Here is a 24,762-nt window from a genome sequence, read left to right on the forward strand (position 1 = left end):
CCCCCGCGGGGATCACAGGGCCGTCGTTCAGACCACTGGGAGTCGGATCAGAGCTTCGAGCCGACCAGGACGGACAGGTCGACGAGGCGGTTGGAGTAGCCCCACTCGTTGTCGTACCAGCCGAGCACCTTGACCTGGTTGCCGATCACCTTGGTGAGCTTGGAGTCGAACACGCAGGACGCGGGATCCGTCTCGATGTCCTTGCTGACGATCTCGTCGTCGGTGTAGACGAGGAACTTGCCGTCTGCGGCCGCCTTGACGATCGCGTTGATCTCCTCGACGGTGGTCTCGCGGGCGGCCTCGAAGGTGAGGTCCGTGGCGGAGCCGGTGGGGGTGGGCACGCGCATGGCGTAGCCGTCCAGCTTGCCCTTGAGCTCGGGGAGCACCAGGGACACGGCCTTGGCGGCACCGGTGGTGGTGGGCACCATGTTGAGGGCGGCGGCGCGCGAACGACGCAGGTCGCTGTGTGGGCCGTCCTGCAGGTTCTGGTCCTGGGTGTAGGCGTGGATGGTGGTCATCAGGCCCTTGACGATGCCGATGCCGTCGTTGAGCGCCTTGGCCATCGGGGCGAGGCAGTTGGTGGTGCACGAAGCGTTCGAGATGATCGTGTGCGCCGCGGCGTCGTACTTGTCGTCGTTGACGCCCATCACGATGGTGATGTCTTCGTTCTTGGCCGGGGCCGAGATGATGACCTTCTTGGCGCCGGCGGTGATGTGGGCCTTGGCCTTGGTGGCGTCGGTGAAGAAGCCGGTGGACTCGATGACGATGTCGACGCCGAGGTCCGCCCAGGGGAGCTGGGCCGGGTCGCGCTCGGCGAAGGCCTTGATCTCCTTGCCGTCGACGGTCAGGGCGTCGTCGTCGTAGCTGATCTCGCCGGGGAAGCGACCGAGGATCGAGTCGTACTTGAGCAGGTGGGCCAGCGTCTTGTTGTCGGTCAGGTCGTTGACTGCGACGACATCAAGATCGGCACCCGACGCGACGAGCGCGCGGAAGAAGTTACGGCCGATACGGCCAAAGCCGTTGATTGCAACCTTAACGGTCATGAGGAAATCGATCCCTTTCAGCTACCTTGCGCGAAAAAGCGCATGTGGACGCCTTCATCCTAACCAGTTGTGGCCTCCAGGGAAGGTGGGGGGTCAGTTTCGCCTGACCTCTACTTCGCGGTCATTCGTCGTCGCGGAGATCGGCGGGCAGGCTGGCCTCCGTGGTGGGGATGCCCATGTCTTCTGCCTGCTTGTCCGCCGTGGCCAGAAGCCGACGGATGCGGCCGGCGACGGCGTCCTTGGTGAGGGGCGGTTCGTGGAGGCCGCCCAGCTCCTCCAGGCTCGCCTGGCGGTGCGCGAGGCGCAGTTCGCCGGCGGTCCTCAGGTGCTCCGGGGCATCGTCGCCGAGGATCTCCAGGGCGCGCTCCACCCGTGCGCTCGCCGCGACAGCCGCGCGGGCCGACCGACGGAGGTTCGCGTCGTCGAAGTTGGCCAGGCGGTTCACGCTCGCTCGGACCTCGCGCCGCTTGCGCCGCTCCTCCCAGGCGAGCCGGGTCTCTCCCGCACCCATGCGGGTGAGCAGTTCTGCGATGGCGTCGCCGTCGCGGATGACGACCCGGTCGATCCCGCGCACCTCGCGCGCCTTCACCGCGACACCGACCCGTCGGGCGGCGCCGACGAGCGCGAGCGCGGCCTCCGAGCCGGGGCAGGTGATCTCCAGCGCCATCGACCGGCCGGGTTCGGTGAGCGAGCCTCGGGCCAGGAAGGCACCGCGCCACATGGCCACGGCATCAGCCACAGACCCGCCCACGACCGAGGGCGGCAGGCCGCGGACGGGGCGGCGGTGCTGGTCGACCAGGCCGCTGAGCCTGGCCAGCTGTTCGCCGTCGCGCACCACGCGCAGCGTGTAGCGGGGGCCGCGCCTGACGCCGGAGCCGTTGATCACGAGCAGATCGCTCTCGACGTTGTAGAGCTCGGTGATGAAGGTGCGCAGACGGCGGGCCGCGGCGCCGGTGTCCAGCTCGGCCTCCACGACGATCCGACCCCCCACCAGGTGCAGCCCTCCCGCGAACCGCAGCAGGGCGGCAACCTCCGCGCGGCGCACTGACGGGTGAGGCGCGACGACCGTCGCGAGCTCGGACTTCACCTTCTGTGTCAGCGCCATGCTCGCAGTGTGCCACACCCTTCCGAGCACCCGTCAGCCGCCGATGACCTCACTGAACACGGCCGCCAGCCGGTTGGGGTCGTGCGTGGGAGAGCCGTCGCGGGCCATGATGTCCGCCGTGACGAGGCGTCCCCCGAGCGAGTGGACGTAGGCCGCGAGGTGCTCGTCGGTGTCGGCGAAGCGGCCGTCGGCGATCACCACGTCGAGCCTGAGGCCAGGGGCATGCTCCGCCAGAAGCTCGATGTGGCGCGACGGTGAGAACCCGTCGGTCTCTTCGGCGGGAGCGATGTTGAGGACCAGAACCCGCTGCGCGGAAGTCTCGAGCACGGCGCGCGCGAGGTCCGGCACGAGGAGGTGCGGGATCACGCTGGTGAACCATGAGCCGGGCCCGAGCACCACACTGTCCGCCTCGCGGATCGCGGCGATCACCTCCGGGCGCGCGGGGGGACGGTGGGGAATCAGCCTCACCGACTGGACCGTGGCGCGCGTCTTCGCGACGGTGGCCTGCCCGGACAGGGTGCACACCTCGTCGGGGGCCATCGGGTCCAGCCCCACCACGTCGGCCTCGATCTCCAGCGGCACGGAGCTCATCGGCAGCACCCGGCCGCGGGTCCGCAGGAGGTCCCCGACCATGTCCAGGGCGGCGACCGGATCGTCGAGTTGCTGCCAGAGGCCGGCGATGAGGAGGTTGCCGATGGCGTGACCGCCGAGCGGACCCTCTCCATGGAAGCGGGCCTGCAGCACACTGGCCCAGGTCCGGCCCACGTGATCGTCCGAGCAGAGCGCCGCCAGCGCCATCCGGAGGTCACCGGGCGGGAGGCAACCCAGCTCCTGACGCAGACGACCCGACGAGCCGCCGTCGTCGGCGACCGTCACCACCGCCGTCAACCGGTCGGTGACCCGGCGCAGGGCGGTCAGCGACGCGGCCAGCCCATGCCCACCCCCCAGCGCGACCACTCGGGGAAGCCGCTGAAGGGTCATTCCTTGCCCAGGTCCCGGTGGAGAACCGTGGTGGGGAAGCCCTTCTCGCGGAGCCTGACCGCGAACTCCTCGCTCATGGAGGTGGAGCGGTGCTTGCCGCCCGTGCAGCCGATGGCGACGGTGACCTGGCGCTTCCCCTCCGCGAGGTATCCGGGGGCAACCGTCTCCACCAGGTTGAGCATGGCCCCCAGGAAGTGCTGGGCCGCGTCGTGCTTGAGCACGTACTGCGCCACGTCCTTACTGAGGCCGGACTTCGGGCGCAGCTCCGGGATCCAGAAGGGGTTGGGCAGGAAGCGCACGTCGAAGACCATGTCGGCGTCGATCGGCACCCCGTTCTTGAAACCGAAGGAGATCAGCGCGATCTTCAGTTTGTCCGTCGCCTCGTCACCGAAGTGGTTCGACACCCGTTGGGTGAGCTGCCGCGCCGACAGGTACGTGGTGTCCACGACGATGTCGGCCTCCGCGCGGAGGTCGGCGAGCAGCCGCCGCTCCCGGTCGATGCCCTCGATGAGCCGGTCCCCACCCTGCAGCGGGAGGGGACGACGGTTGGACTCCTGCCTGCGCACGATCACGTCGTCGGCGGCCTCGAGGAACACGCTGGTCACCGAGGCCCCTTCGGACTTCAGCCGCTTGATGGCGTCGGGCAACTGCTCGAACTGCTCGCGCGAGCGCACGTCCGCCACCACGGCGATCCGCACCACCCCGTAGCCACGCAGGGTCTGGGCGAGCGTCGGCAGCATCACGGGCGGGAGGTTGTCCACGACATACCAGCCCAGGTCCTCCATGGTGTGAGCTGCGGTGCGACGGCCCGCGCCGGACAGGCCGGTGATGATGGCGATCTCCTGCGTGGCATCGGTCATGGCGTCAGCCTAGTAGCCGGAGCGCCAGTGAGCGCCCCCACGCTGGGCGAACCCGGACCCTATGCTCGGTCCATGTCGCTGACCTCTGCCGCATCGTCGACCGCCGGGCCGCACTCGGTCTCCCTTGCCGCCGGCCCCGGCATCGGGCCCGCCGGGAGGGTGGAGAGTCCGCACTTCTTCTCCGGAACTGTCGTCGACGCCGAACAGTGCGCTCGGGGGATCCTCGCCGTCGCCGACGTGGCGGCCACCAGCTATTACCGGCGGATCGAGTGGAGTTCGTTGGACCCTGTGGTCACCAGCGACGGGGAGCGCCTGCGGTTCGAGTCGTTCTCTGGCTGCGGCGGGGTCTACGCCCGTTTCGACCTGCTGCCAGAGGCCCTGTCCGGAGCGCCCGGCGAGCTGGGGACAACGAACATCGACGTCAACCAGCCCCTGCGACACGCGCTCGCCACGGTGCGCTCGGGCGAGCCGCTTCGGCTCGAGGTGGGCGCTGACTCGCTCAAGGCGTCCACGGTCACCGGGGAGGTCACCGAGCGCAAGGTGAAGCTGCCGGAGCGATGGATCCGCGGGTTCGGGGAGGCCTCGGTCGCGGCCTCCTCCATGAGACTTCGTGCGGAGGTGGGGCCGGCCGATGCGCTCCGGTTCCTCCGGTCACTTCCGCGCGACGGCCGCCGCCTCTGGATCGTCCCCTCGGGTCGGTCGCTGCGGGTCTCCGCCGTCGCCTCGCCAGGCGCGATCCACCTCGACGGCGTCGCCCGCCTGACCGAGCTGCAGCCGCTGCTGCGCTGGGCGACCGCACTGCGGGTCCACGCGCCTGAGTCCCCCGACGCGTCCCCGACAGCGAGCGCATGGGAGCTGGTCCTTCGGTCGGCCCGGCTGACCCTGACCATCTCCCCCGAGGTCCCACGCGGATTCAGCGGGGAAGGGGCTGTCCTGACGGACCTGGCCGCGGGAGACCCGGAGGATGCCGACGCCGTGCTGGAGCAACTCGCATGGACCCCCGGTGCAGCCTCCGACACAGTGGCGTTCGCGCTCGGCTGGGACGAGTCGCGGGTGGTCCGCGCACTCACGCTGCTGGGCACGTCGGGGCGCGTCGGCTTCGATACGGCAGAGAGCACCTACTTCCACCGCGAGCTGCCGTACGACTCGGCAGCGGCTGCGCGTCGGAACCCCCGGCTCGTCGGCGCCCAGCGGCTCGTCGCCGCGGGCGCCGTGACGTGGGAGGGTGATCGTGCTGTCGTCGACTCCGACGGCACGCTCTACCGGCTGCGCCGTCACGGCGATGGATGGGCCTGCACCTGCCCGTGGTGGACCCGCTACGAGGGCCATCGCGGCCCCTGCAAGCATACGCTGGCCGTGGAGCTCACACGATGATCGACCTGCGGCGGCTGGAGGCAGCCCTGCGCAGCGACGATTCCGCCGCTGTCGCCTCGGCGTTCACCGGCGCCTCCGAGGCGGATCGAAAGCAGGTCCGCCCGTTCCTTCGCGCTCTGCAGAAGGAGCGCTCCGAGTACTGGCGCACCGGACGCCGACCGGCGCGACCGGTGGGGGAATTCGCCCTTGACACCGCGCGGCTCGCCACCACGCCGTCGGCGGAGGGTGCGGCGAGCGTGCTGCGCGGGGGCGACCACCCGGTCCGCACTCAGGTCATCCTGGAGCGGCGGGTGAGCTGGCTGCCGAAGCTTCTCGTTCTGCTGACCACCGTGAGCGTGAGCGCCGAGACTGGGCGCGCGGAGGTGCCGTGGCAGGTGGTCGACGCGCTGCTGGACCGCTGCGGCCTCAGCCACCTGGACACGCCGGACTACGCCTTGAACTATCTGCGGAGGCAGGATCCGCGGCTCGACGCCGCGGCGCAGCTCGCCGTCGATCCCGCGCTGCCACACCTGCTGCTGCGCGCCCTTGAGTCGGATCGCCTGCACGACGCAGTCGTGGCCGACTGGGTGAATCCCCACGCCAAGGGCCGGGAGCGGCGCTGGGCCGAGATCGCCGCGGCCTGGGCCGCCTGGGGCGCGCTGGACCGCGCCGAGCTGCACCGTCGGGTGGTCGCCGCCCTGATCCGCGGCGGGATGCAGCCGCACCTGCGCGTTCTGGTGTGGATCCTCGAGGAGTTGGCTCCTGACCCCGCTGAGCTGCGCCCCCTGCTGCGCGACTATCTGGCACTCCTGGACAGTCGGCAGGGATTCGTCGCCGCTCGCGCCCTGCGGTCGGTCCGAGCCATGGACGCGGAGGAGCACCTCGTCGCCGCGACACTCACCGACGCGTGTGCCCGACTGCTGTCCCGCGCGGACACCTCGCTGCCCCAGGCGGCGCTCTCCTGGCTGCGGCTCCTCGCGGCACGGGAGCCGGCAGCCGTCTCGGAGGTCGTTCGAGCGGCCACGGTCGGACTGGGCCACCCCAAGCGGGCCGTCCAGGAAAAGGCTCTCGCGCTCATCGAGCACCTGGGCCCCGTCGACGACGCCTCATCCGCGGAGGTGGCGTGGGCCTTGGAGGGCGTGGACGCGACGGTGCGCGGCGCCACGGTGCGCGCGTCCGACCTGCTCCCGGAGCGGCCGCCGCTCCCCGCCTGCCCGCCTCTTGAGCCTGTGACCTCCGGCGATGAGCTGGTGGACCTTGCTCGGCGCATCGCGAGCGTGGAGGGGCGCTTCGGCGACGACGAGCGCCTCCTCAATGGCGTCGCCGCGTTCGGCGCCCGGCTCACCCGGGAGCAGAGGGCGGAGCTCTCGCAGCACCGTCCCGGCTGGGGGCTGACCGATCTCCTCATCGACGGCCTCACCAGACCGGCACCCGGCCTCCTCGGGAGGCTCCTGGGTTCCGTGCCTGGCACGCGACGCAACGGAATCACGCGAGGACAGGGCGAGCGGGCCGACGACGTCCTGGCCGCCGTCCGCGCCGGCACGTCCGCGCCGTTGGTGTCGTTCCCCCGGGACGCCTCCGGCCTGGTCGACCCTGACGCCGTGATCGCGGGCCTCGAGCGTGCGCTGTCCGAGCGGCGCCGGGTCCCCGCCACCGACCTGGAGGTCGCCTGGCTCCGGCTCCCCCTGAATCACTCCGCCGACCTGGCCCCCCGGATCGCGGCTGTGGGCGGCCCCGATGCGGCGTGGCTGTCGGCGCAGCTGGGGCACATGCTGGAGCCTCCGGTCCTGGCTCTGCAGAACGTCCAGCGGGAACGCGGCGCCGGTGAGGAAGTCCGCCTGAGAGGTTCCTGGCCCGGGGCGAGGGGGCGCGGCGGAAAGGTGCTGGCCAGTTGGGGGGACCTGCCGGCACTGGACAGGTACGACCTGTCGACGCAGCTGCCCGAGGTGGCGCTCTTCCCCACACAGCGGGAGTTGCTCGCCGCGTATCTCCTCCGCACCGTCGCCTTCTGGATGGGCGACCAGACCCCAGCGCTGGCCCTCCTCCCCCACCAGCAGGGGCCGACCGGTCCCGTGACGGCAACGCTGCTCGCCCTGGGCGCGTCGAGCGATCAGATCCCGGCCCGGGCTGGAGCCATCGACGCCACCCTGGGCCTGCTGGCGAGGGGGCAGCTCACAGGCGACGCGGCGGGCGCCGCCTGGGCGAGGCTCGTCCCCCATCACCAGGTCAAGCTGCCTCGCTGGCACGCACACCTGCGCGACGTGGCGGGCTCCAGCGTCGCCGGAAACGAGTACGTCTGGGACGTGCTCCGGCAGGTGCTCGCGCTCGGGCTCCCCACAGGCCTCGCGAAACGTGCCGGGGCGGCGGACCTGGTGGGCCTGGCTGCGGAGGCTGCGCTGGCCATCGGTGCAGGAGGCGAGGTTCCCGGGCTGGACGAGGTGGCCGAACGCCCGGGTCGAAGCCGAATCGCCACAGAGGCGCGGCGCCTGCGCGACGTCCTCCGTGGCGGCACAGGCGCCGGCTAGGCCCCGTCGTCGGGGAGGCCCCTGGCGTGGAGGGCTTCGCCTGTGCGCTCCGCGTAGGCCACGGCCCCCACCACCACCGGGGTCAGCAGCAGGGCCGGATTGCGGTCCCGGCCGCGGGCGCGGGCGGCGTCGCGCGCGTCGTCGATGGAGCCGATGAGGTACGGCACTGAGCGGATCATCAGGGCGACGGCAAGAGCCACCTGCTGCGGGTCGATCCGCAGCCACCGCACCGGGGCGAGGCCGCGGGCCAGCGCGTCCATCAACACCGGGGTGGAGGTGGTGAGGGTGAGCATCCGCGCAGCCAGGACGGCGACGAGGATGTTGCCGGACTGCACCACCGCCGCTGTCGGATTGAGCGAGATCAGGTGGTAGGCCGCCATCACGGCGAGCAGCATCCAGAGCACCCACCCGATCCGCAGCGCCCGCACGGGCGTGATGCCCGAGGTCCACAGCAGCCCCAGCACCACCGCCAGAGCGGCGGCCGTCACCCACCATGTGCCGGCAGCCAGCGGAGGGATGGTCACCGCGAGAAGAAGCAGGTACTTGGCCCCCGTGCCGAGCCGGAACAACCAGCCCTCCCCTGGCTCGTAGAGCCCCAGTAAGGACGCGTGCGCGTTCACACCACCACCGCCTCGTAGGCCGCGAGCGCCTCGGCGGGGACTCCGTCGGCCACGACGCGGCCCTCGTGCACCACGATCACCCGGTCCGCATCGGCGGCGATGTCGAGGTCGTGGGTGGAGAAGATGATCTGTTGACCCAGCTCGGCGAAGGTCCTGCGCAGCTCCCGCCGGTTGCGGAGGTCGAGGAGGGTGGTGGGTTCGTCGGCGACGAGGATCGACGGCTCGACTGCCAGCACGCTGGTCAGCGCCACCAACTGGCGCTCTCCACCGCTGAGGTCGTAGATGCTCTGGTGCGCCAGGTGCCCCAGCCCACGGGCGTCAAGCATCTCCTGCGCGCGGCGGTTCCGCTCGTCCCGACCCTTGATCCGGCCACGGAGGCTGAGCTCGACGTCCTCGATGGGCGTCGACATCAGCAGTTGGGCGAGCGGGTCGGTGAAGACGAAACCGACCCGCGCACGCACCGCCCTGGCCTCCTTGACGGTGTCCAGGCCGTCGACGGTGACCGTGCCCACCGTCGGACGCCGGAGGCCGTTGAGCAGACGCAGCAGGGTGGACTTCCCCGATCCGTTGGCGCCGACCAGCGCGATGCGCGGCTCGGCGAGGTCGAGGGTGAGGGGATGGAGGAGCACGCGGTCGGCGTCGCCCCGGCGCACGGCCGGGATGACGACGGTGACCCCGCGCAGGCTGATCATCGGCCGAGCAGCCTCGGGAATGCCTTGTGCACGGCGAACGCGATGACGGCGGCAACGATTCCCTTGAGGATGTCGCCGGGCCAGAAGGCCAGGTCGCTCAGCCAGATCTCGCCGATGGGCTTGCCGACCGCGCGCGCGATGCCCGCCACGCCGAGCGGCCAGATGATCAGCACCCGGGCGGCGAAGACACCGAGGAAGAACAGCACGGGCGTCCACCTGCTCAGACCGCGGCGGACCGCCCACTGGGCGACGAGGCCCACCGCGAACGTCGAGAACAGGAAGGCCACGAGGTAGCCGCCGGTGGGGCCGACCAGCACGGCGAGGCCGGCGCGCCCCCCGGAGAAGACCGGCAGCCCCGCGAGGCCGACGAGCAGGTACAGCCCAACCGCGGCGGCGCCGCGCCAGGCCCCGAGGCAGAGCCCGGCAAGCGCCACGCCGAGCGTCTGCAGCGTGATGGGCACGCCCAGGCTGCCGATCGGGATGGGCGGTGTCAGCGCGAGGGCCGCGATCAGCGCCGCGAAGACGGCGACATAGGCGAGGTCCGCCGGGGCGAAGCTGCGGACAGTTGGTGCGGTGGTGGCGCTCATGAAGGGCTCCTGTGGTGAGGTGTCGCCCCATCCTGCATCAGAGTTTGAACGTTGTTCAAATCGGCTCACGTCTCGGTCACCTCGCCGGTGGTGAGATTGATGGCCTCGCCGCCCGTATCGGCCACCGCCGCCTTGACGGTGAGCGCAAGCCGGGGTCCGAATCCGGGGACGGCGGCGATCTCGTCGACGCTCGCCTGCCGCAGCTTGCGCAGACTTCCGAAGTACGTGAGGAGCGCTTTGCGGCGCAGCTCGCCCAGGCCCGGAACGTCGTCGAGGACGGATTCGACGACCTGCTTGGCCCGTCGCGACCGGTGGTGGGTGATCGCGAACCTGTGGGCCTCGTCGCGCAGCCTCTGCAGGAGGTAGAGCCCCTCCGACGCCCGCGGCAGGATCACCGGGTACTCCTCCCCCGGCACCCACACCTCCTCCAGCCGCTTGGCCAGCCCGCAGAGGGCGATCTCGCCGTCGAGGCCCGCCGCGGCCAGCACGGCCGCGGCGGCGTTGACCTGCGGCAGGCCGCCGTCGACCACGATGAGCGCCGGAGGATAGGAGAACTTCGCCGCCTCGCCCGTGGTGGCGTCCACCTTGACCTCCGAGGCGCGGTCGTCGACCAGGCGGCGGAGCCTCCGCTGAAGCACCTCGCTGATGGCCGCCACGTCGTTGGAGCCCTCGAAACTCTTGATGATGAACCGCCGGTACTGGCTCGTGCGCGGGAGTCCGTCCTCGAACACCACCATCGAGCCCACCACCTCCTCGCCCATGGTGTGGGAGATGTCGTAGCACTCGATGCGCAGGGGCGGCTCGGACAGGCCGAGGGCGGCGGCGATCTCGTCGAGGGCCATGTTGCGGGTCGTGAGGTCTGAGGCGCGCCGGAGTTTGGCCTGGGCGAGCGCCATCTCCGCGTTCCTCACCGCCGTGTCCAGCAGCGCCCGCCTGTCGCCGCGGAGAGGGACCTTGATGCTGACGCGCGCCCCGCGCCGCGCGCTCAGGTGCTCGACGAGGGTGTCCTCGGCCTCCACGGAGGTGAGGATGTGCGGCGGGATCTCAAGGTCGTCGGTGTAGACCTGCTCGAGGAACACCTCCAGCAGTTCTGTGAGCTCCGTGTCGTCGGCGCGGTCCGCGATCCAGCCGCGCTCCCCCAGGATGCGCCCGTCGACGACGTGGAAGACCTGCACCGCCACCTGCTGCCCGTCGTCGGCGAACCCGACGATGTCCGCACGGGTGCCGTCGGCCAGCACCACCGAGTTCTTCTCCTGCACCCGCTTGAGCGCCCCCAGCGAATCCCGCAGGACGGCCGCCCGCTCGAAGTTGAGCTCGGCGGACGCCGCGTACATGTCGCGCTCGATCCGGCCGATGATGCCACCGGTGTTTCCGCCCATGAAGGAACAGAAGTCCTCCGCCACGGCCCTGTGCTCCTCTGCGGAGACCCGCCCCACGCAGGGCGCCGAGCACTTGCCGATGTCTCCCAGCAGGCACGGCCTGCCCGAGGAACGGGCGCGGTTGAACACGCCCTGGGTGCAGGAGCGCATGGGGAAGACGCGCAGGAGAAGGTCCACCGTCTCCCGGATGGCCCAGGCCTGGCCGAAGGGCCCGAAGTAGCGGGTGCCGCGCTTCTTGGCACCGCGGCCCACGAAGACGCGCGGGTACTCGTCGCTCATGGTGACCGCGAGCCACGGGTAGGACTTGTCGTCGCGGTACTTGACGTTGAACCGCGGGTCGAACTGCTGGATCCAGGTGTACTCGAGCTGGAGCGCCTCAAGCTCGTTGGCCACCACGGTCCACTCCACCTTGGCGGCGGTGCGGACCATGGTCTGAGTGCGGAAGTGCAGCGCCGACGGGTCAGCGAAGTACGAGTTGAGGCGTTGGCGCAGGTTCTTGGCCTTGCCAACGTAGATGACATTGCCGAACGCGTCGAAGAATCGGTAGACCCCGGGACCTGTGGGAATGCTGCCCTGTGGGGGGCGATAGCTCGCGGGATCGGCCATGCGCGCAAGTGTAGGTGCGTAGGCTGAGGCCATGACCACGCGGAGAGAGCTGATCGCCGGCGGCGCCGCCATCGCCGCTGCCCTCCTGGCCGGATGTGCGGCGGATGAGACGTCGTCCAGCTCGGCCCCCGCCGACGAGGTGACGGTGGCCAAGGATTCGGTGCCCATCGGGGGCGGCCTCGTGCTCGACGGCGGGTTCGTCGTCACCCAGCCCGAGGAGGGCTCGTACTTCGCCTTCTCGTCGCGCTGCACGCATCAGGGCTGCACGGTCTCCGACGTGCGCGACGACGGCATCTTCTGCAAGTGCCACGGCTCGTTGTTCGCGCTCCTCGACGGCACTCCGCTTCAGGGCCCGGCCACGGACCCGCTGGTGCGCGCCACCCTCACCGAATCGGGCACCGACCTGATCGTCACCGCCTGACCCGACGCGGCGGACCGGGAATACCCCCGCGCTGTCGGGGTTGGGACGCCCTGCGAGCCGATCGACGGGGTTCGACAGCCTAAATGTCACTTCTGGTGTCGACTACGGCACCACCTCTGACGTTTAGCGGGAGGAAGTTGGAGGCACGAGCGCTGACCGTCACTTCTGGTGTCGACTACGGCACCAGAAGTGACAGCCAGGCGACAGCGACAGCTGCGGGGCACATTGGAAGACGACGCGAGGGTGAAGGACGGCAGCGTTGGCGCCTGCGGTAAGTCTGGCCGCCAGCGCTACAGCGCCGGCGGCTGAACCCAGGGCAGGCGGCTCCGGGGCGCCTGCGATCTAGCGCAGGCGCCGGGACACAAGCCAGGCGACCAAACGCAAGACAGGCGACCAACTGGCGCCTGCGGTAAGTCTGGCCGCCAGCGCTACAGCGCCGGCGGCCAGATATAGGACAGGCGTCTGGTGGGCGCCTGCGCTGTAGCGCAGGCGCCGAGACATAAGCCAGGCGACTAAACGCAAGACATAAGCCAGGCGACGAGACGGGGACAGCAGGACGGCGGGTGGTGGGGGCCGGGGCAGGTTGGGTGGGCGTTGATGACGGCGCGGCAGCGCGAAGCGCCGCCGCCGGCATCATGGGCGGCCCGACCCCCACCACCCGCCGCCAACCCGACAACACCACACGTCGTCCAACCCGACCCCCACCACACGACGTCGAACGCAGCCCCCCCCCCCACACACACGACGTCCCACCCGACCACAGCACTCGAGGCAGCGGGTCGGGGAGGTGGGGGCGTCAGACGCGGTCGAGGAGGGTCTTGAGGAACGTACCGGTGGCGGACCCCTCGGTGACGGCGATCTCCTCAGGGGTCCCCGTCGCGATCACCTGGCCTCCACGGCTGCCACCGTCGGGTCCCATGTCGATGACCCAGTCAGCCGACTTGATCACGTCCAGGTTGTGCTCGATCGTCACCACCGTGTTCCCGGCGTCCACCAGCCTCTGTAGGACCGCCAGGAGCCGCCGGATGTCCTCGAAGTGCAGGCCCGTGGTGGGCTCGTCGAGGACGTAGAGGGTCCGCCCGGTTGAGCGCTTCTGCAGCTCGGCGGCCAACTTGACGCGCTGCGCCTCTCCGCCGGAGAGCGTGGTGGCGGGCTGTCCAAGCCTCACGTATCCGAGGCCGACCTCCGTCAGGGTGCGGAGGAACCGCGCGATGGACTGGATGGACTCGAAGAACTCCACCGCCTCGCTGATCGGCATGTCCAGCACTTCGGCGATGGTCTTGCCCTTGTAGTGCACCTCGAGTGTCTCCCGGTTGTACCTGGCGCCGTGGCACACCTCGCACGGCACGTAGACGTCGGGAAGGAAGTTCATCTCGATCTTGATGGTGCCGTCGCCCATGCAGTGCTCGCACCGGCCACCCTTGACGTTGAAGGAGAACCGGCCCGGCTGGTAGCCGCGCACCTTCGCCTCCGGCGTCTGGGAGAAGAGGGTCCGGATCTTGTCGAAGACGCCGGTGTACGTGGCGGGGTTGGACCGCGGGGTGCGACCGATCGGCGACTGGTCCACCTGGATGACCTTGTCGATGTGCTCCAGCCCCTCCAGCGACTTGTGCCGGCCCGGTACCGCCTTCGAGCCGTAGATGGCCTTCGCCGCCGCGGTGTAGAGGATGGAGTTGACCAGCGAGGACTTGCCCGAGCCGGAGACGCCGGTCACGGCGATGAACTGGCCCAGGTTGAAGGCTGCGTCGATGCCGCGCAGGTTGTGCTCGCGGGCGCCCTTGACGACGATCTGGTGCCCGTTTCCGGGGCGCCGCACCGCTGGGACCGGGATGGACAGCCGGCCGGAGAGGTAGGCGCCGGTTCGTGATTCCGGATGGTTGAGGAGAGCCTCGACCGGGCCGGACACGACCACCTCGCCGCCGCCCTCCCCGGCGCCGGGGCCGATGTCGACGGCCCAGTCCGCGGCTCGGATGGTGTCTTCGTCGTGCTCGACGACGATGAGCGTGTTGCCGAGGTCGCGGAGCCTGTGCAGGGTCTCGATGAGGCGCAGGTTGTCGCGCTGGTGGAGGCCGATGCTCGGCTCGTCCAGCACGTAGAGCACCCCGACGAGGCCGGAACCGATCTGGGTGGCCAGCCTGATGCGCTGCGCCTCGCCGCCGGAGAGGGTGCCGGCCGCCCGCGACAGCGTCAGGTAGTCCAGCCCCACGTCGAGCAGGAAGCGGAGCCGGGCGTTGATCTCCTTGACGAGTCGCTCGGCGATGGCGGCGTCGCGCTCGGTGAGTTCCAATGCGGCGAGGAAGCTGGACGCTTCACCGATGGAGAGGCTGGACAGGTCAGCGATGGTGCGGCCGGCCACCGTGACCGCCAGGCTGGAGGGCTTCAGCCGCGCCCCGCCACATGCGGCACAGTTGATCTCCCGCATGTATCCGCCCCAGCGGTCCCGTGCCGAGTCGGTCTCCGCCTCTTCGTGGCGCCTGCGGATGAAGGGAATGACACCCTCATACTTTTGTGAGAAGGACCGCACACGGCCGAAGCGGTTGCGGTAGCTCACCACCACATTGCCCTTGGCGCCGTGCAGGAGGAGCTTCCGCGCCGCCGGCGACAGCTCGCGCCACGGCTCGTCCACCGAGAACCCGTGCTCCTCGGCCAGGGAGCGCAGCACGTGCTCGTAGTGTGACTTGATGGTGGGCGTGGTCCAGGGCGCGATGGCACCCTCGGCGACGGACAGCTCGTCGTTGGGGATGAGCAGCTCGGGGTCCGGGTCCAGCAGCGTGCCGAGGCCTGAGCATTCCGGGCAGGCGCCCCATGGCCCGTTGAAGGAGAACTGTCTCGGCTCCAGTTCGTCGATGTTGACATCGTGCTCGTTGGGGCAGCCCATCTTCTCCGAGAAGCGGCGCTCCCGTTCCGGGTCGGTCTCGGGCAGGTCCACGAAGTCGATGGTCACCACTCCGCCGGCCAGGCCCAGCGCGGTCTCCACGGACTCGGTGATGCGCTGCTTGGCGTTGGGCCGCACCACTGCGCGGTCCACCACCACCTCAACGTCGTGCTTGCGGTTCTTGTCGATCGACGGCAGTTCCGTGAGCGGGTATGTCTCACCGTCGATGCGGACCCGGCTGTAACCGTCCCCGACGAGCTGGCGGAACAGCTCGGCATGTTCGCCCTTGCGGCCGCGCACCAGCGGGGCGAGGATCTGGAAGCGGGTCCCCTCGTCCATCGACATCAGCCGGTCCACGATCTGCTGCGGCGTCTGCCGCCCGATCACGGCCCCGCACACCTCGCAGTGGGGTACACCGATCCTGGCGAACAGCAGGCGGAGATAGTCGTAGACCTCCGTGATGGTGCCGACGGTGGAGCGCGGGTTGCGGCTGGTGGACTTCTGGTCGATCGACACCGCGGGTGACAGCCCCTCGATGAAGTCCACGTCCGGCTTGTCCATCTGACCGAGGAACATGCGCGCGTAGGCCGACAGCGATTCGACGTAGCGCCGCTGCCCCTCCGCGAAGATCGTGTCGAAGGCCAGCGAGGACTTGCCGGAGCCGCTCAACCCGGTGAAGACGATCAGAGAGTCCCTCGGCAGCTCGAGGGAGACATTCTTCAGGTTGTGCACGCGGGCACCCCGCACGACGAGCCGATCATTCACGCCCGCCATGGTACGGCTTTGCTAGGTTGGGGCCATGCCCACGAGCCGTGCCCCCTTCGTCGACGTGGTTGCCGCGGTGCGCGAGCACACGTCCCAACTGCTGGGGCGGACCATCGGCCTGTCGGACGAGGATTGGTCCGCGCCGACGGCCTTGCCCGGCTGGACCCGCAGCCACGTGGCCGCTCATCTCGTCGACGGGGCCCGTAGACTCGTGCGCGTCATCGACGGGCTCCACTCCGGGCAGTCGCGGACGATGTACGACTCCGAGGCCGAGGAGCGGCGCACCATCGAGTTGGGCGCCTTGGCCGGCGGATTGGAGCTGCAGATTCAGCTGGACACCACCGCCAGCGAGCTGCAGGAGCTGTTCGGCTCGCTGGAGGGCGATTCGTCGCCGGTGGATCTTCGACCCGGATACCGCATCAAGGCGTGGCAGATCCCGCTGTCCCGGCTCGGCGAGGTGGTCTTGCACGAGATGGATCTCGACAGCCGCTCCACCACCATGGACCTGGCATCTGAGACCGCGGTGTCGCTGCTGGCCTTCCAGGTCGAGCGGCTGGCGCATCGCCACGACCGCCCTGCCGTGCGCCTGGTCGCGGACGAGGGCTACGAGGCCGTCCTCGACGGCGGGGGCGACTTCACCGAGGTGCGCGGCCCCGCCGCGGACCTCATCGCGTGGCTGGCGCGGGGCGTCAATTCCCCCCGCCTGATCCGCACCTTCTCCTGACGGGAGCCTTCCCTCGGGCGGGCTGTCGGTGGGCACTATTACCCTGGCTCTCATGCGTCCTCTCGAAGAGCTTCAGCGCCAGGTGGCGCCGCTGCAGGTGATCTCCGACTACGAGCCTGCCGGGGACCAGCCGCGCGCCATCGCCGAGTTGCAGCGCCGGATCGGGGCCGGGGAGAAGGACGTGGTGCTGCTGGGCGCCACCGGCACGGGCAAGACGGCCACCGTCGCGTGGCTCGCGGAGCGGCTGCAGAGGCCCATGCTGGTGATGCAGCCCAACAAGACGCTTGCCGCCCAGTTCGCCAACGAGCTGCGGGAGCTCCTGCCCAACAACGCCATCGAGTACTTCGTCTCCTACTACGACTACTACCAGCCGGAGGCCTACCTCCCCCAGACGGACACCTACATCGAGAAGGACTCCTCGCTCAACGAGGAGGTGGAGCGGATGCGGCACGCGGCCACCAGCTCGCTGCTCACGCGGCGAGACGTGATCGTCGTGGCCACGGTGTCGGCCATCTACGGTCTGGGTACACCTCAGGAGTACCTGGAGCAGCGGGTCACGCTGCGCGTGGGCGACGAGATGGACCGGGACCAGCTGCTGCGGCACCTGGTGGACATCCAGTACGCCCGCAACGACATCGGCGCGGGCCGCGGCACGTTCCGGGTCAAGGGTGACACGCTGGAGGTGTTCCCGATGTATGAGGAGAACGCGGTGCGGGTGGAGTTCTTCGGCGATGAGATCGAGCGGATCGCCACGATGCATCCCCTCACCGGGTCCGTGATCCGGGAGGAGCAGGAGACCTACATCTTCCCTGCCACGCACTACTCGGCGGGCGCGGACCGGATGGAGCGGGCGATCTCCGGCATCGAGGTGGAGTTGGCGCAGCGGCTCGCCGAGTTCGAGTCGCAGGGCAAGCTCCTCGAGGCGCAGCGCCTCCGGATGCGCACGAGCTACGACATCGAGATGATGCGCCAGATCGGCACCTGCTCGGGCATCGAGAACTACTCGCTGCACATCGACGGCCGAGCCCCCGGGTCGGCGCCGAGCTGCCTGGTGGACTACTTCCCGGAGGACTTCGTGCTCGTCGTCGACGAGTCCCACGTCACCATCCCCCAGATCGGTGGCATGTACGAGGGCGACGCCTCCCGCAAGCGCACCCTCGTGGAACACGGCTTCAGGCTGCCGAGTGCCATCGACAACCGGCCGCTGAAGTTCGACGAGTTCGTGGAGCGGATCGGGCAGACGGTCTACCTCTCGGCCACCCCCGGGCCCTACGAGATGGAGCGCTCGGACGGCTTCGTCGAGCAGATCATCCGTCCCACAGGCCTCGTGGATCCGGAGGTGGTCTTGAAGCCCACCAAGGGCCAGATCGACGACCTCATGGCGGAGGTCAAGCAGCGCGTCGAGCTCAACGAGCGGGTGCTCGTCACCACCCTCACCAAGAAGATGGCCGAGGATCTGACGGACTATCTGATGGACCACGGGATCCGGACGCGGTACCTGCACTCGGACATCGACACGATCCGGCGCATCGAACTACTCCGCGAGCTGCGCCTGGGCGAGTACGACGTGCTGGTGGGGATCAACCTGCTGCGCGAGGGCCTGGACCTTCCCGAGGTGTCGCTGGTGGCCATCCTGGATGCCGACAAGGAGGGGTTCCTGCGCTCGGCGCGATCCCTGATCCAGACCATCGGGCGCGCCGCCCGGAACGTGGCGGGCCAGGTGCACATGTACGCGGACAAGATCACGCCGTCGATGGCGCAGGCGATCGACGAGACCAACCGACGGCGGACCATCCAGGTGGCCTACAACCAGGAGCGCGGCCTGGATCCGCAGCCACTGCGCAAGCGCATCGCTGATGTCTCTGAGATGCTCGCGCGGGAGGACGCCGACACGGATCAGCTGCTTGAGGCGGCCAAGCCGTCGGGCCGTAAGGGCCTGGATCCGACGAGGCTGGCCCAGGACGAGCTGACCACACTGATCGCGGACCTCACGGCGGCGATGCACCAGGCTGCCGCGGAGCTGCACTTCGAGGTGGCGGCGCGGCATCGCGACGAGATCTCGGACCTGAAGAAGGAACTCCGCGGCATGATCGAGGCGACGAAGTAGGCCCTCAGGGCGCGCCCCTAGACTTCACCACACCCCATCACCTTCCTGAGAGAGGCCACTATGACCGTGCGTTTCGGTATCCTCGGCGCCGCCGGGATCACCCCGTCCGCCCTCATCGCACCCGCCCACGCCAACCCTGATGTGCGGCTGACGGCAGTGGCCGCCCGCAACCGGGCCCGCGCGGAGGAGTTCGCCGCCGAGCACGGCGTCGAGCAGGTGTTGGACTCCTACGACGACCTTCTCGCCTCCCCGGATGTGGACGCCGTCTACATCCCGCTTCCCAACTCGGCCCACGCCGAGTGGACCGTGCGTGCGGCGCGCGCCGGCAAGCACGTCCTGGTGGAGAAGCCCTACGCCTCCAACGCCGAGGAGGCCCGGCGTGTCGTCAGCGAGATCGCGGGCCTGCCTGTGGTGGTGATGGAGGCCTTCCACTACCGCCACCACCCCCTCATCCACCGGGTTGAGGAGATCCTCGCCGCCGGCACCATCGGCACCGTCACCTCCGCGAGCGCCGTGTTCGACGTCCAGGTGCCCGACCGCAGCAACATCCGGTACAACTGGGAGCTCGCCGGGGGCGCCACCATGGACCTGGGCTGCTACTCCATCCACCTGCTGCGCACTCTGCTCAAGGCGGAGCCCACCGTCGTGTCGGCCCAGGCCCGGCGGTTTGAGGGGGGCCAGATCGACGAGGCCCTCACCGCGCAGCTGGAGTTCCCGGGCGGCGTGACGGCCACGGCGTCGAGTTCGCTGCTGGAGGACGTCCAGGCCCAGACCGCGCGCCTGGTGGGCACGCTCGGCACCATCGAGTTCGAGGGCTTCGTCAAGCCACACGGCGGGAACAGCCTCACGGTCACGGTGGGAGACCACTCCACGACGGAGACCGTGGCGCCGGATGTGACAAGCTACGGGGCCCAGCTGAGCGCCTTCGTGGCGGCCGTCGAGGAGGGCGGCCCCGTGGTGATCGACGCCGCGGACTCGATCGCCACCATGGAGGTCATCGACGCGTGCTACCGGGCGGCAGGGCTCGTGCCGCGGCGAGCCGTCCCCTGGGCCTGACGCCCCGGTGTCCATGGACTGAACAGAGTTGCCGGGGGTCACCTCGAGGACTTAGCCTTACCTAAGTTACATTTTTGCAATGTTCTTAGGAGCTATTTATATGTCGCGGACCCTTCTTGCTCTTCCCCTTGTGGTGAGCCTGTTCGCTCTGGGGGCCTGCTCCCCGGAAACGCCCGCCACCGAGGCGACGCCGGCGGCCGACGCATCGCTGGATGAGGCCACCACCCTGACGCTGTACTCCGGCCGCAGCGAGGATCTGGTGGCTCCGCTGCTCGAGAAGATCGAAGGTGCCACCGGCGTGACGGTCGAGGTCCGCTACGCCGGCACCGCAGAGTTGGCCGGCCAGCTGCTCGAGGAAGGCGACCGTTCACCCGCCTCGCTGTTCTTCTCCCAGGATGCCGGGGCGCTCGGTGAGCTGAACAAGGCCGGACTGCTGGCCCCGATGCCGCAGGACATCCTGGACACCGTCGAGCCGGCCTTCCGCGACCCCAACGGCAGCTGGGTGGCCACGTCCGGGCGGATCCGGGTGCTCGCCGTCAATCCCGAGACGGCGCCGGAGGCCCTCGGCTACTCGACCATCGACGACCTCCTCGATCCCGCCAACCGCGGCCAGATCGGCATCGCCCCCACCAACGCCAGCTTCCAATCGTTCGTGACCGCGCTCCGCGTCGCCAAGGGAGAGGCCGCGGCCGAGGAGTGGCTCACCTCGCTCACCGCCCTCGAGCCGAAGACCTACGAGAAGAACACCGCGATCCTCGAGGCGGTGGATGGTGGTGAGATCGGCATCGGACTGATCAACCACTACTACTGGCATCAGCTGAAGGCCGAGGTGGGCGATGACATCACCGCCGAGCTCGTCTACCTCGATGCCGGGGACCCGGGAGCGCTGCTCAACGTCGCCGGTGTCGGCATCCTCAACTCGGCCGACGATCAGGAGGCAGCCGCGAAGGTCGCCGCCTTCCTCGTCAGCGACGAGGCCCAGCAGTTCTTCGCCGACGAGACCGCCGAGTACCCGGTCGTGTCGGGCATCACCAGCGAGTTCGATCTCGCACCCATCGACGCGTCGAGCCAGGAGGGCGTCGATCTCAACGACCTCGATTCCCTGGCCGACACCCAGGCACTGTTGAGGAAGGTCGGACTGATCTGAGCGTCATCAGCGTCGCGCTTCAGCGTCCGCACCTCCCGCGCATTGCGCTGTGGGTGTGGACGCTGGCGGTCGTTCTGGTGACCCTGATTCCGGGGATCTACCTTGTCGTCCGCGCCGGCCAGGCGGGGCTCGGCGGGCTGGTGCAGATCCTGGTGGAAAGCCGGGCGGCGGAGCTGCTGGTCAGCTCGTTGCTCCTCGTGGGGGCCGTCACCGCGGTGGCCTGCGTGGTGGGCGTGGTGCTGGCGTTCCTTGTCGAGCGCACCGACCTGCGGGGCCGACGGGTGTGGCGCGTGGCCCTCGCCCTGCCCTTGGCAGTGCCCAGCTACGTGGCGGCCTACGCCTGGGTCTCCACCGTCGGCGCCCAGGGGTTCTGGTGGTCGGTGGTGGTGTTGGGGCTGGGCACCTACCCCTATGTCTTCCTGTCCGTGTCCGCGGCATTGCGCCGCGCGAACCAGAACGCCGAGGACGTGGCCCGCAGCATGGGCCTGTCCGGCTGGGCGGTGTTCGGGCGGGTCACCTTTCCGCATCTGCGGCCATCGATGGCAGGGGGCGCCCTGCTGGCGGCCCTTTACGCGCTCTCGGACTTCGGCGCCGTCTCACTGCTGCGTTACGACTCGTTCACCCGCGCGATCTTCATGAGCTATCGCGCCTCCTTCGACCGGACCACCGCGGCCGTGCTCGCGTTGCTCCTGATGGCGTGCACGCTGGCGATCACCTGGGGGGAGATCCGGATGCGGGGCCGGGCGGCCCGATCCGACGCGGTGGCCCACCGCACCCAGCAGCCCCTGCTCCTCGGGGCCTGGTCGACACCCGCCTCGACCGCCGCCGCCGTCGTGCTCGGCCTCAGCCTCGCCTACCCGCTGAGCGTCGTCACCGGGTGGACGTTCGCCGGGCGGAGCGCCGGCGTGGACTGGGCCGACCTGGGCCTGGCGACGTGGTCCACGCTCTGGATCTGTACACTCGCCGCGGCCGTGATCGTGGCCGTGTGTCTGCCCGTCGGGTGGGTCACCGGCCGCTCCGAGTCGAGGGCCTCGGCGTGGGTCCAGCACAGCCTCTACGTCGCCCACGCGTTGCCCGGTCTGGTGGTGGCCTTGGCGCTGGTCTTCTTCAGCGTCCGCTTCCTCGAGCCCTGGTACCAGCGCACACCGGTGCTCATCCTGGCCTACCTGGTGCTGTTCGCCCCATTGGCCGTGGGGGCCATCCGGAGCGCCGTTCTGCAGTGCCCCCCGTCGCTGGAGGAGGTGGCAGGCTCCCTGGGCCTTGGCCCGCTGGCCACCTTCTTCCGGGTCACCCTCCCTCTGGCTGCCCCAGGGGTGGTCTCGGGGTTCGTTCTGGTGCTGCTGACCGCCATGAAGGAACTTCCCGCCACGCTCCTCCTCAAGCCCACGGGTGTGGACACGCTCGCCACCCGGCTGTGGATGAACACCGACAACCTCGCCTACGCGGCCGCCGCACCCTACGGTGTGGCGCTCGTGCTGGCCGCCGTCCCCGCCACCCTTGCGCTCTCGCTTGCAGAGCGCGGAAGGAGAACCCCATGAGCCTCCAGATCAGCGGAGTGAGGCACGCCTTCGGCGCCAACACCGTGCTCCGCGACGTCGACTTCACGGTGGAACGCGGGCACCTGGCCGCCATCCTCGGGCGCTCCGGCTGCGGGAAGACCACCCTGCTGCGCATCATCGCAGGCCTCACCCGCCCAGACCAGGGCAGCGTCGTGCTGGCCGGTCGGGATCTCACGGGGATCCCCGCGCAGCACCGACGCATCGCGCTGGTACCCCAGGAGGGCGCCCTCTTCCCCCACCTCAGCGTGGCCGGCAACGTCGGTTTCGCGGTGAGAGGGCGGCATCGTCAGAGCCGGATCGCCGAGATGCTTGAGTTGGTGGGCCTGCAGGACCTGGGCGACCGCATGCCGCACGAGATCTCCGGCGGCCAGGCCCAGCGGGTGGCGCTGGCACGCGCCCTTGCGGTGCAGCCGGACCTGGTGCTCCTCGACGAGCCCTTCTCTGCGCTGGATGCGGCCACCCGCACGGCGATGCGCAGCGACGTCCGGCGCGTCCTGCACGACGCCGGCGCCTCCGCGATCCTGGTCACCCACGACCGCGAAGAGGCGCTGTCCCTGGCCGACCACCTGATCCTGATGGCGGACGGGCGTGTCATCCAGGACGGACCCCCGAGTGACGTCTACGACCACCCCGTCAGCCCACAGGCCGCGCTGCTGGCCGGCGATGCGTTCATGATCCACGCGACGGCGCGCGGCATGGCCGCCGATACCTCCGTCGGCCGAATCCCACTCGAGGTGTCCGCGCACGGCGAGGGCATGGTCCTGGTCAGGCCAGAACAGATCACCCTTGACCCGGAGGGTGCGGTGTCGGCCCGGGTGCGCGACGTGACGTTCTACGGTCACGACGCCGACGTCCAGCTCCACGGGCTGCCGGGAGGCATCGAGATGGTGGCACGCGTGCAGCGGGCCACCTGCGCCCCCGGCGACGAGGTGCGGATCAGGGTGTCCCACGCCGCGCTCTTCTGCGCGGCGTGATCCTGGCCGGGGGCCGATGACGCCGGGGCCCTCGATCGCCTAGGATGGGCGCGTACGCGGGAGAATCGGCCGAGGCCGATGCCGAAGGAGCAACCGCCCCGGAAACTCTCAGGCCCCAGGACCGCGCACGCACTGCACTCTGGAAAGTGGCCGCCAGGCCCGCCGACGGATATCAAGATCTCAGGCACCGCGACAGAGGGGGCGCTGACTATTAGGGTGGGACACGCCACCCGACGGCGCCGGTACCCGGCGGAAGGGGCAGAGAAACATGACCTCGTCATTGACCACTGCGCTGCACAGCCTCCATCTCGCCACAGGCGGGAAGATGGTCGAGTTCGCCGGCTGGGAGCTGCCCGTGCAGTTCGCCGGGGTGATGCCTGAGCATCTGCACACGCGGGCGCAGGCCAGCCTGTTCGACGTCTCGCACATGGGCCAGGTCCTGGTCCGCCCCGCCTCGGGTTCGATGGAGGATGCGGCCGCGGACCTGGAGCGGCTCATCCCCTCGAGCATCCTCGGCCTGGCTCAGCATCGGCAGCGCTACGGCCTGTTCACCGATGAGCGCGGCGGCATCCTCGACGACCTGATGGTCTCCCACCACGGCGACCGGTTCCTACTGGTGGTCAACGCAGCGCGGACGGCCCACGACCTTCAATGGCTGGCGCAGCTCGACGGCGTCACCGTCGAACACGTCACCGATCGAGCGCTGCTGGCCCTCCAGGGCCCGGAGGCCGAGGCGGCCCTCGCCACCCTGATCCCCTCAGTGACGCGGTGCACCTTCATGGACTCCCTTCCCATGGAATGGGACGGCCGCGAGGTGTGGGTGTCGCGGTCCGGCTACACCGGCGAGGACGGCTTCGAGATCTCGGTGCCCGACACGGATGCCGAGCGGTTCGCCCGCGCCCTCCTCTCCGTCGACGGCGTGCTCCCGGCCGGCCTCGGCGCGCGGGACTCGCTGCGGCTGGAGGCCGGCATGCCCCTGTACGGGCACGATCTCTCCCCAGACGTGACCCCCGCGCAGGCCGCGCTCGGGTGGGCCGTCCCGAAGGTACGCCGCGAGGGTGGGTCACGCTCCGGCGGCTTCCCCGGCGCTGACGTGGTCCTCGCGGAGCTGCGCGACGGTGCCCCGCGGGTGCGCCGCGGTCTCCGGCCCGACGGCCGTGCCCCCATCCGGGAGGGCGTGCCGGTCTACGCCGACGACGCGGCCACCGAGCCGATCGCCACCGTCACCTCGGGCGGGTTCGGCCCCACCGTCGGCGGCCCCATCGCGATGGCCATGCTCCCCGCGGGCACCGGGCCCACCGTCGTGGCGGAGCTGCGCGGCAGGCGCGTCCCCGTCTCAGTCGTCGACCTCCCCTTCATCACCCCGTCCTACAAGCGTTGAGG

At 70.0% G+C, this 24,762-nt stretch carries 19 protein-coding genes and 1 riboswitch; of the genes, 10 read left to right on the forward strand and 9 right to left on the reverse strand.

Annotated elements, in window-relative coordinates; genetic code table 11:
- Window positions 1-47: 47 nt before the first annotated feature.
- From gap to rapZ, 4 genes are all read right to left on the reverse strand, one after another.
- A complete protein-coding gene (gap, locus tag H5399_RS10980) occupies window positions 48-1,043 on the reverse strand; it encodes a type I glyceraldehyde-3-phosphate dehydrogenase (protein ID WP_182783063.1) in 996 nt (331 codons plus the stop codon).
- 121 nt (window positions 1,044-1,164) lie between these two features.
- Entirely contained in the window at window positions 1,165-2,148 is a 984-nt protein-coding gene (gene whiA / locus H5399_RS10985; protein ID WP_182783064.1) for a DNA-binding protein WhiA, read from the reverse strand.
- A 33-nt stretch (window positions 2,149-2,181) separates the two neighbouring features.
- Window positions 2,182-3,129 carry a uridine diphosphate-N-acetylglucosamine-binding protein YvcK gene (gene yvcK, locus H5399_RS10990; RefSeq protein ID WP_182783065.1) on the reverse strand — a complete coding sequence of 316 codons (948 nt, stop codon included), beginning with the start codon at window positions 3,127-3,129 and terminating at the stop codon, window positions 2,182-2,184.
- Window positions 3,126-3,989, reverse strand: coding sequence for an RNase adapter RapZ (rapZ, locus tag H5399_RS10995; RefSeq protein ID WP_182783066.1), 864 nt, complete (start codon window positions 3,987-3,989; stop codon window positions 3,126-3,128). The genes yvcK and rapZ overlap by 4 nt, the downstream gene beginning before the upstream one ends.
- Window positions 3,990-4,061: 72 nt before the next feature.
- Between rapZ and H5399_RS11000 the strand changes: the two genes are divergently transcribed.
- Complete coding sequence (locus tag H5399_RS11000; protein ID WP_182783067.1) at window positions 4,062-5,363, forward strand: SWIM zinc finger family protein; 1,302 nt, start codon at window positions 4,062-4,064, stop codon at window positions 5,361-5,363.
- Complete coding sequence (locus H5399_RS11005) at window positions 5,360-7,867, forward strand: DUF6493 family protein (protein WP_182783068.1); 2,508 nt, start codon at window positions 5,360-5,362, stop codon at window positions 7,865-7,867. The genes H5399_RS11000 and H5399_RS11005 overlap by 4 nt, the downstream gene beginning before the upstream one ends.
- Here H5399_RS11005 and H5399_RS11010 read toward each other — a convergent pair.
- The 4 genes from H5399_RS11010 to uvrC all read right to left on the reverse strand — a co-directional run bounded on the left by H5399_RS11010 (window position 7,864) and on the right by uvrC (window position 11,751).
- A complete protein-coding gene (locus H5399_RS11010; RefSeq protein WP_182783069.1) occupies window positions 7,864-8,487 on the reverse strand; it encodes a CbiQ family ECF transporter T component in 624 nt (207 codons plus the stop codon). The two genes, H5399_RS11005 and H5399_RS11010, sit on opposite strands and share 4 nt — an antisense overlap.
- Window positions 8,484-9,179, reverse strand: coding sequence for an energy-coupling factor ABC transporter ATP-binding protein (locus H5399_RS11015; RefSeq protein WP_182783070.1), 696 nt, complete (start codon window positions 9,177-9,179; stop codon window positions 8,484-8,486). Before H5399_RS11015 ends, H5399_RS11010 begins: the two co-directional genes overlap by 4 nt.
- Entirely contained in the window at window positions 9,176-9,766 is a 591-nt protein-coding gene (locus tag H5399_RS11020; RefSeq protein WP_182783071.1) for a biotin transporter BioY, read from the reverse strand. The genes H5399_RS11015 and H5399_RS11020 overlap by 4 nt, the downstream gene beginning before the upstream one ends.
- Window positions 9,767-9,831: 65 nt before the next feature.
- On the reverse strand, window positions 9,832-11,751 hold the full coding sequence (uvrC, locus tag H5399_RS11025; protein ID WP_182783072.1) for an excinuclease ABC subunit UvrC: 1,920 nt from the start codon (window positions 11,749-11,751) through the stop codon (window positions 9,832-9,834).
- A 31-nt stretch (window positions 11,752-11,782) separates the two neighbouring features.
- Between uvrC and H5399_RS11030 the strand changes: the two genes are divergently transcribed.
- Window positions 11,783-12,172 carry a Rieske (2Fe-2S) protein gene (locus H5399_RS11030; protein ID WP_182783073.1) on the forward strand — a complete coding sequence of 130 codons (390 nt, stop codon included), beginning with the start codon at window positions 11,783-11,785 and terminating at the stop codon, window positions 12,170-12,172.
- Window positions 12,173-12,968: 796 nt separating this feature from the next.
- Here H5399_RS11030 and uvrA read toward each other — a convergent pair.
- Window positions 12,969-15,821, reverse strand: coding sequence for an excinuclease ABC subunit UvrA (gene uvrA, locus H5399_RS11035; RefSeq protein ID WP_182783074.1), 2,853 nt, complete (start codon window positions 15,819-15,821; stop codon window positions 12,969-12,971).
- 25 nt (window positions 15,822-15,846) lie between these two features.
- On the opposite strand from uvrA, the gene H5399_RS11040 reads away from it, so the two are divergent.
- The 7 genes from H5399_RS11040 to gcvT all read left to right on the forward strand — a co-directional run bounded on the left by H5399_RS11040 (window position 15,847) and on the right by gcvT (window position 24,760).
- On the forward strand, window positions 15,847-16,536 hold the full coding sequence (locus tag H5399_RS11040) for a maleylpyruvate isomerase family mycothiol-dependent enzyme (RefSeq protein WP_182783075.1): 690 nt from the start codon (window positions 15,847-15,849) through the stop codon (window positions 16,534-16,536).
- Window positions 16,537-16,588: 52 nt separating this feature from the next.
- Window positions 16,589-18,643, forward strand: coding sequence for an excinuclease ABC subunit UvrB (gene uvrB, locus H5399_RS11045; RefSeq protein ID WP_182783076.1), 2,055 nt, complete (start codon window positions 16,589-16,591; stop codon window positions 18,641-18,643).
- A gap of 60 nt (window positions 18,644-18,703) precedes the next feature.
- Window positions 18,704-19,699 (forward strand): Gfo/Idh/MocA family protein, encoded by a 996-nt coding sequence (locus H5399_RS11050; protein ID WP_182783077.1) that lies wholly within the window; start codon window positions 18,704-18,706, stop codon window positions 19,697-19,699.
- Between the two features lie 100 nt (window positions 19,700-19,799).
- Window positions 19,800-20,846 (forward strand): iron ABC transporter substrate-binding protein, encoded by a 1,047-nt coding sequence (locus H5399_RS11055; RefSeq protein ID WP_182783078.1) that lies wholly within the window; start codon window positions 19,800-19,802, stop codon window positions 20,844-20,846.
- A 77-nt stretch (window positions 20,847-20,923) separates the two neighbouring features.
- Entirely contained in the window at window positions 20,924-22,384 is a 1,461-nt protein-coding gene (locus tag H5399_RS11060) for an iron ABC transporter permease (RefSeq protein ID WP_220490948.1), read from the forward strand.
- Window positions 22,381-23,379, forward strand: a complete 999-nt coding sequence (locus tag H5399_RS11065) for an ABC transporter ATP-binding protein (RefSeq protein ID WP_182783079.1) — start codon at window positions 22,381-22,383, stop codon at window positions 23,377-23,379. The genes H5399_RS11060 and H5399_RS11065 overlap by 4 nt, the downstream gene beginning before the upstream one ends.
- Window positions 23,380-23,426: 47 nt before the next feature.
- Window positions 23,427-23,513, forward strand: a riboswitch (glycine riboswitch).
- 134 nt (window positions 23,514-23,647) lie between these two features.
- Window positions 23,648-24,760, forward strand: coding sequence for a glycine cleavage system aminomethyltransferase GcvT (gene gcvT / locus H5399_RS11070; protein ID WP_182783080.1), 1,113 nt, complete (start codon window positions 23,648-23,650; stop codon window positions 24,758-24,760).
- Window positions 24,761-24,762: the final 2 nt, after the last annotated feature.

Source organism: Tessaracoccus sp. MC1627 (assembly GCF_014164725.1).
Taxonomy (GTDB): Bacteria; Actinomycetota; Actinomycetes; order Propionibacteriales; family Propionibacteriaceae; genus Arachnia.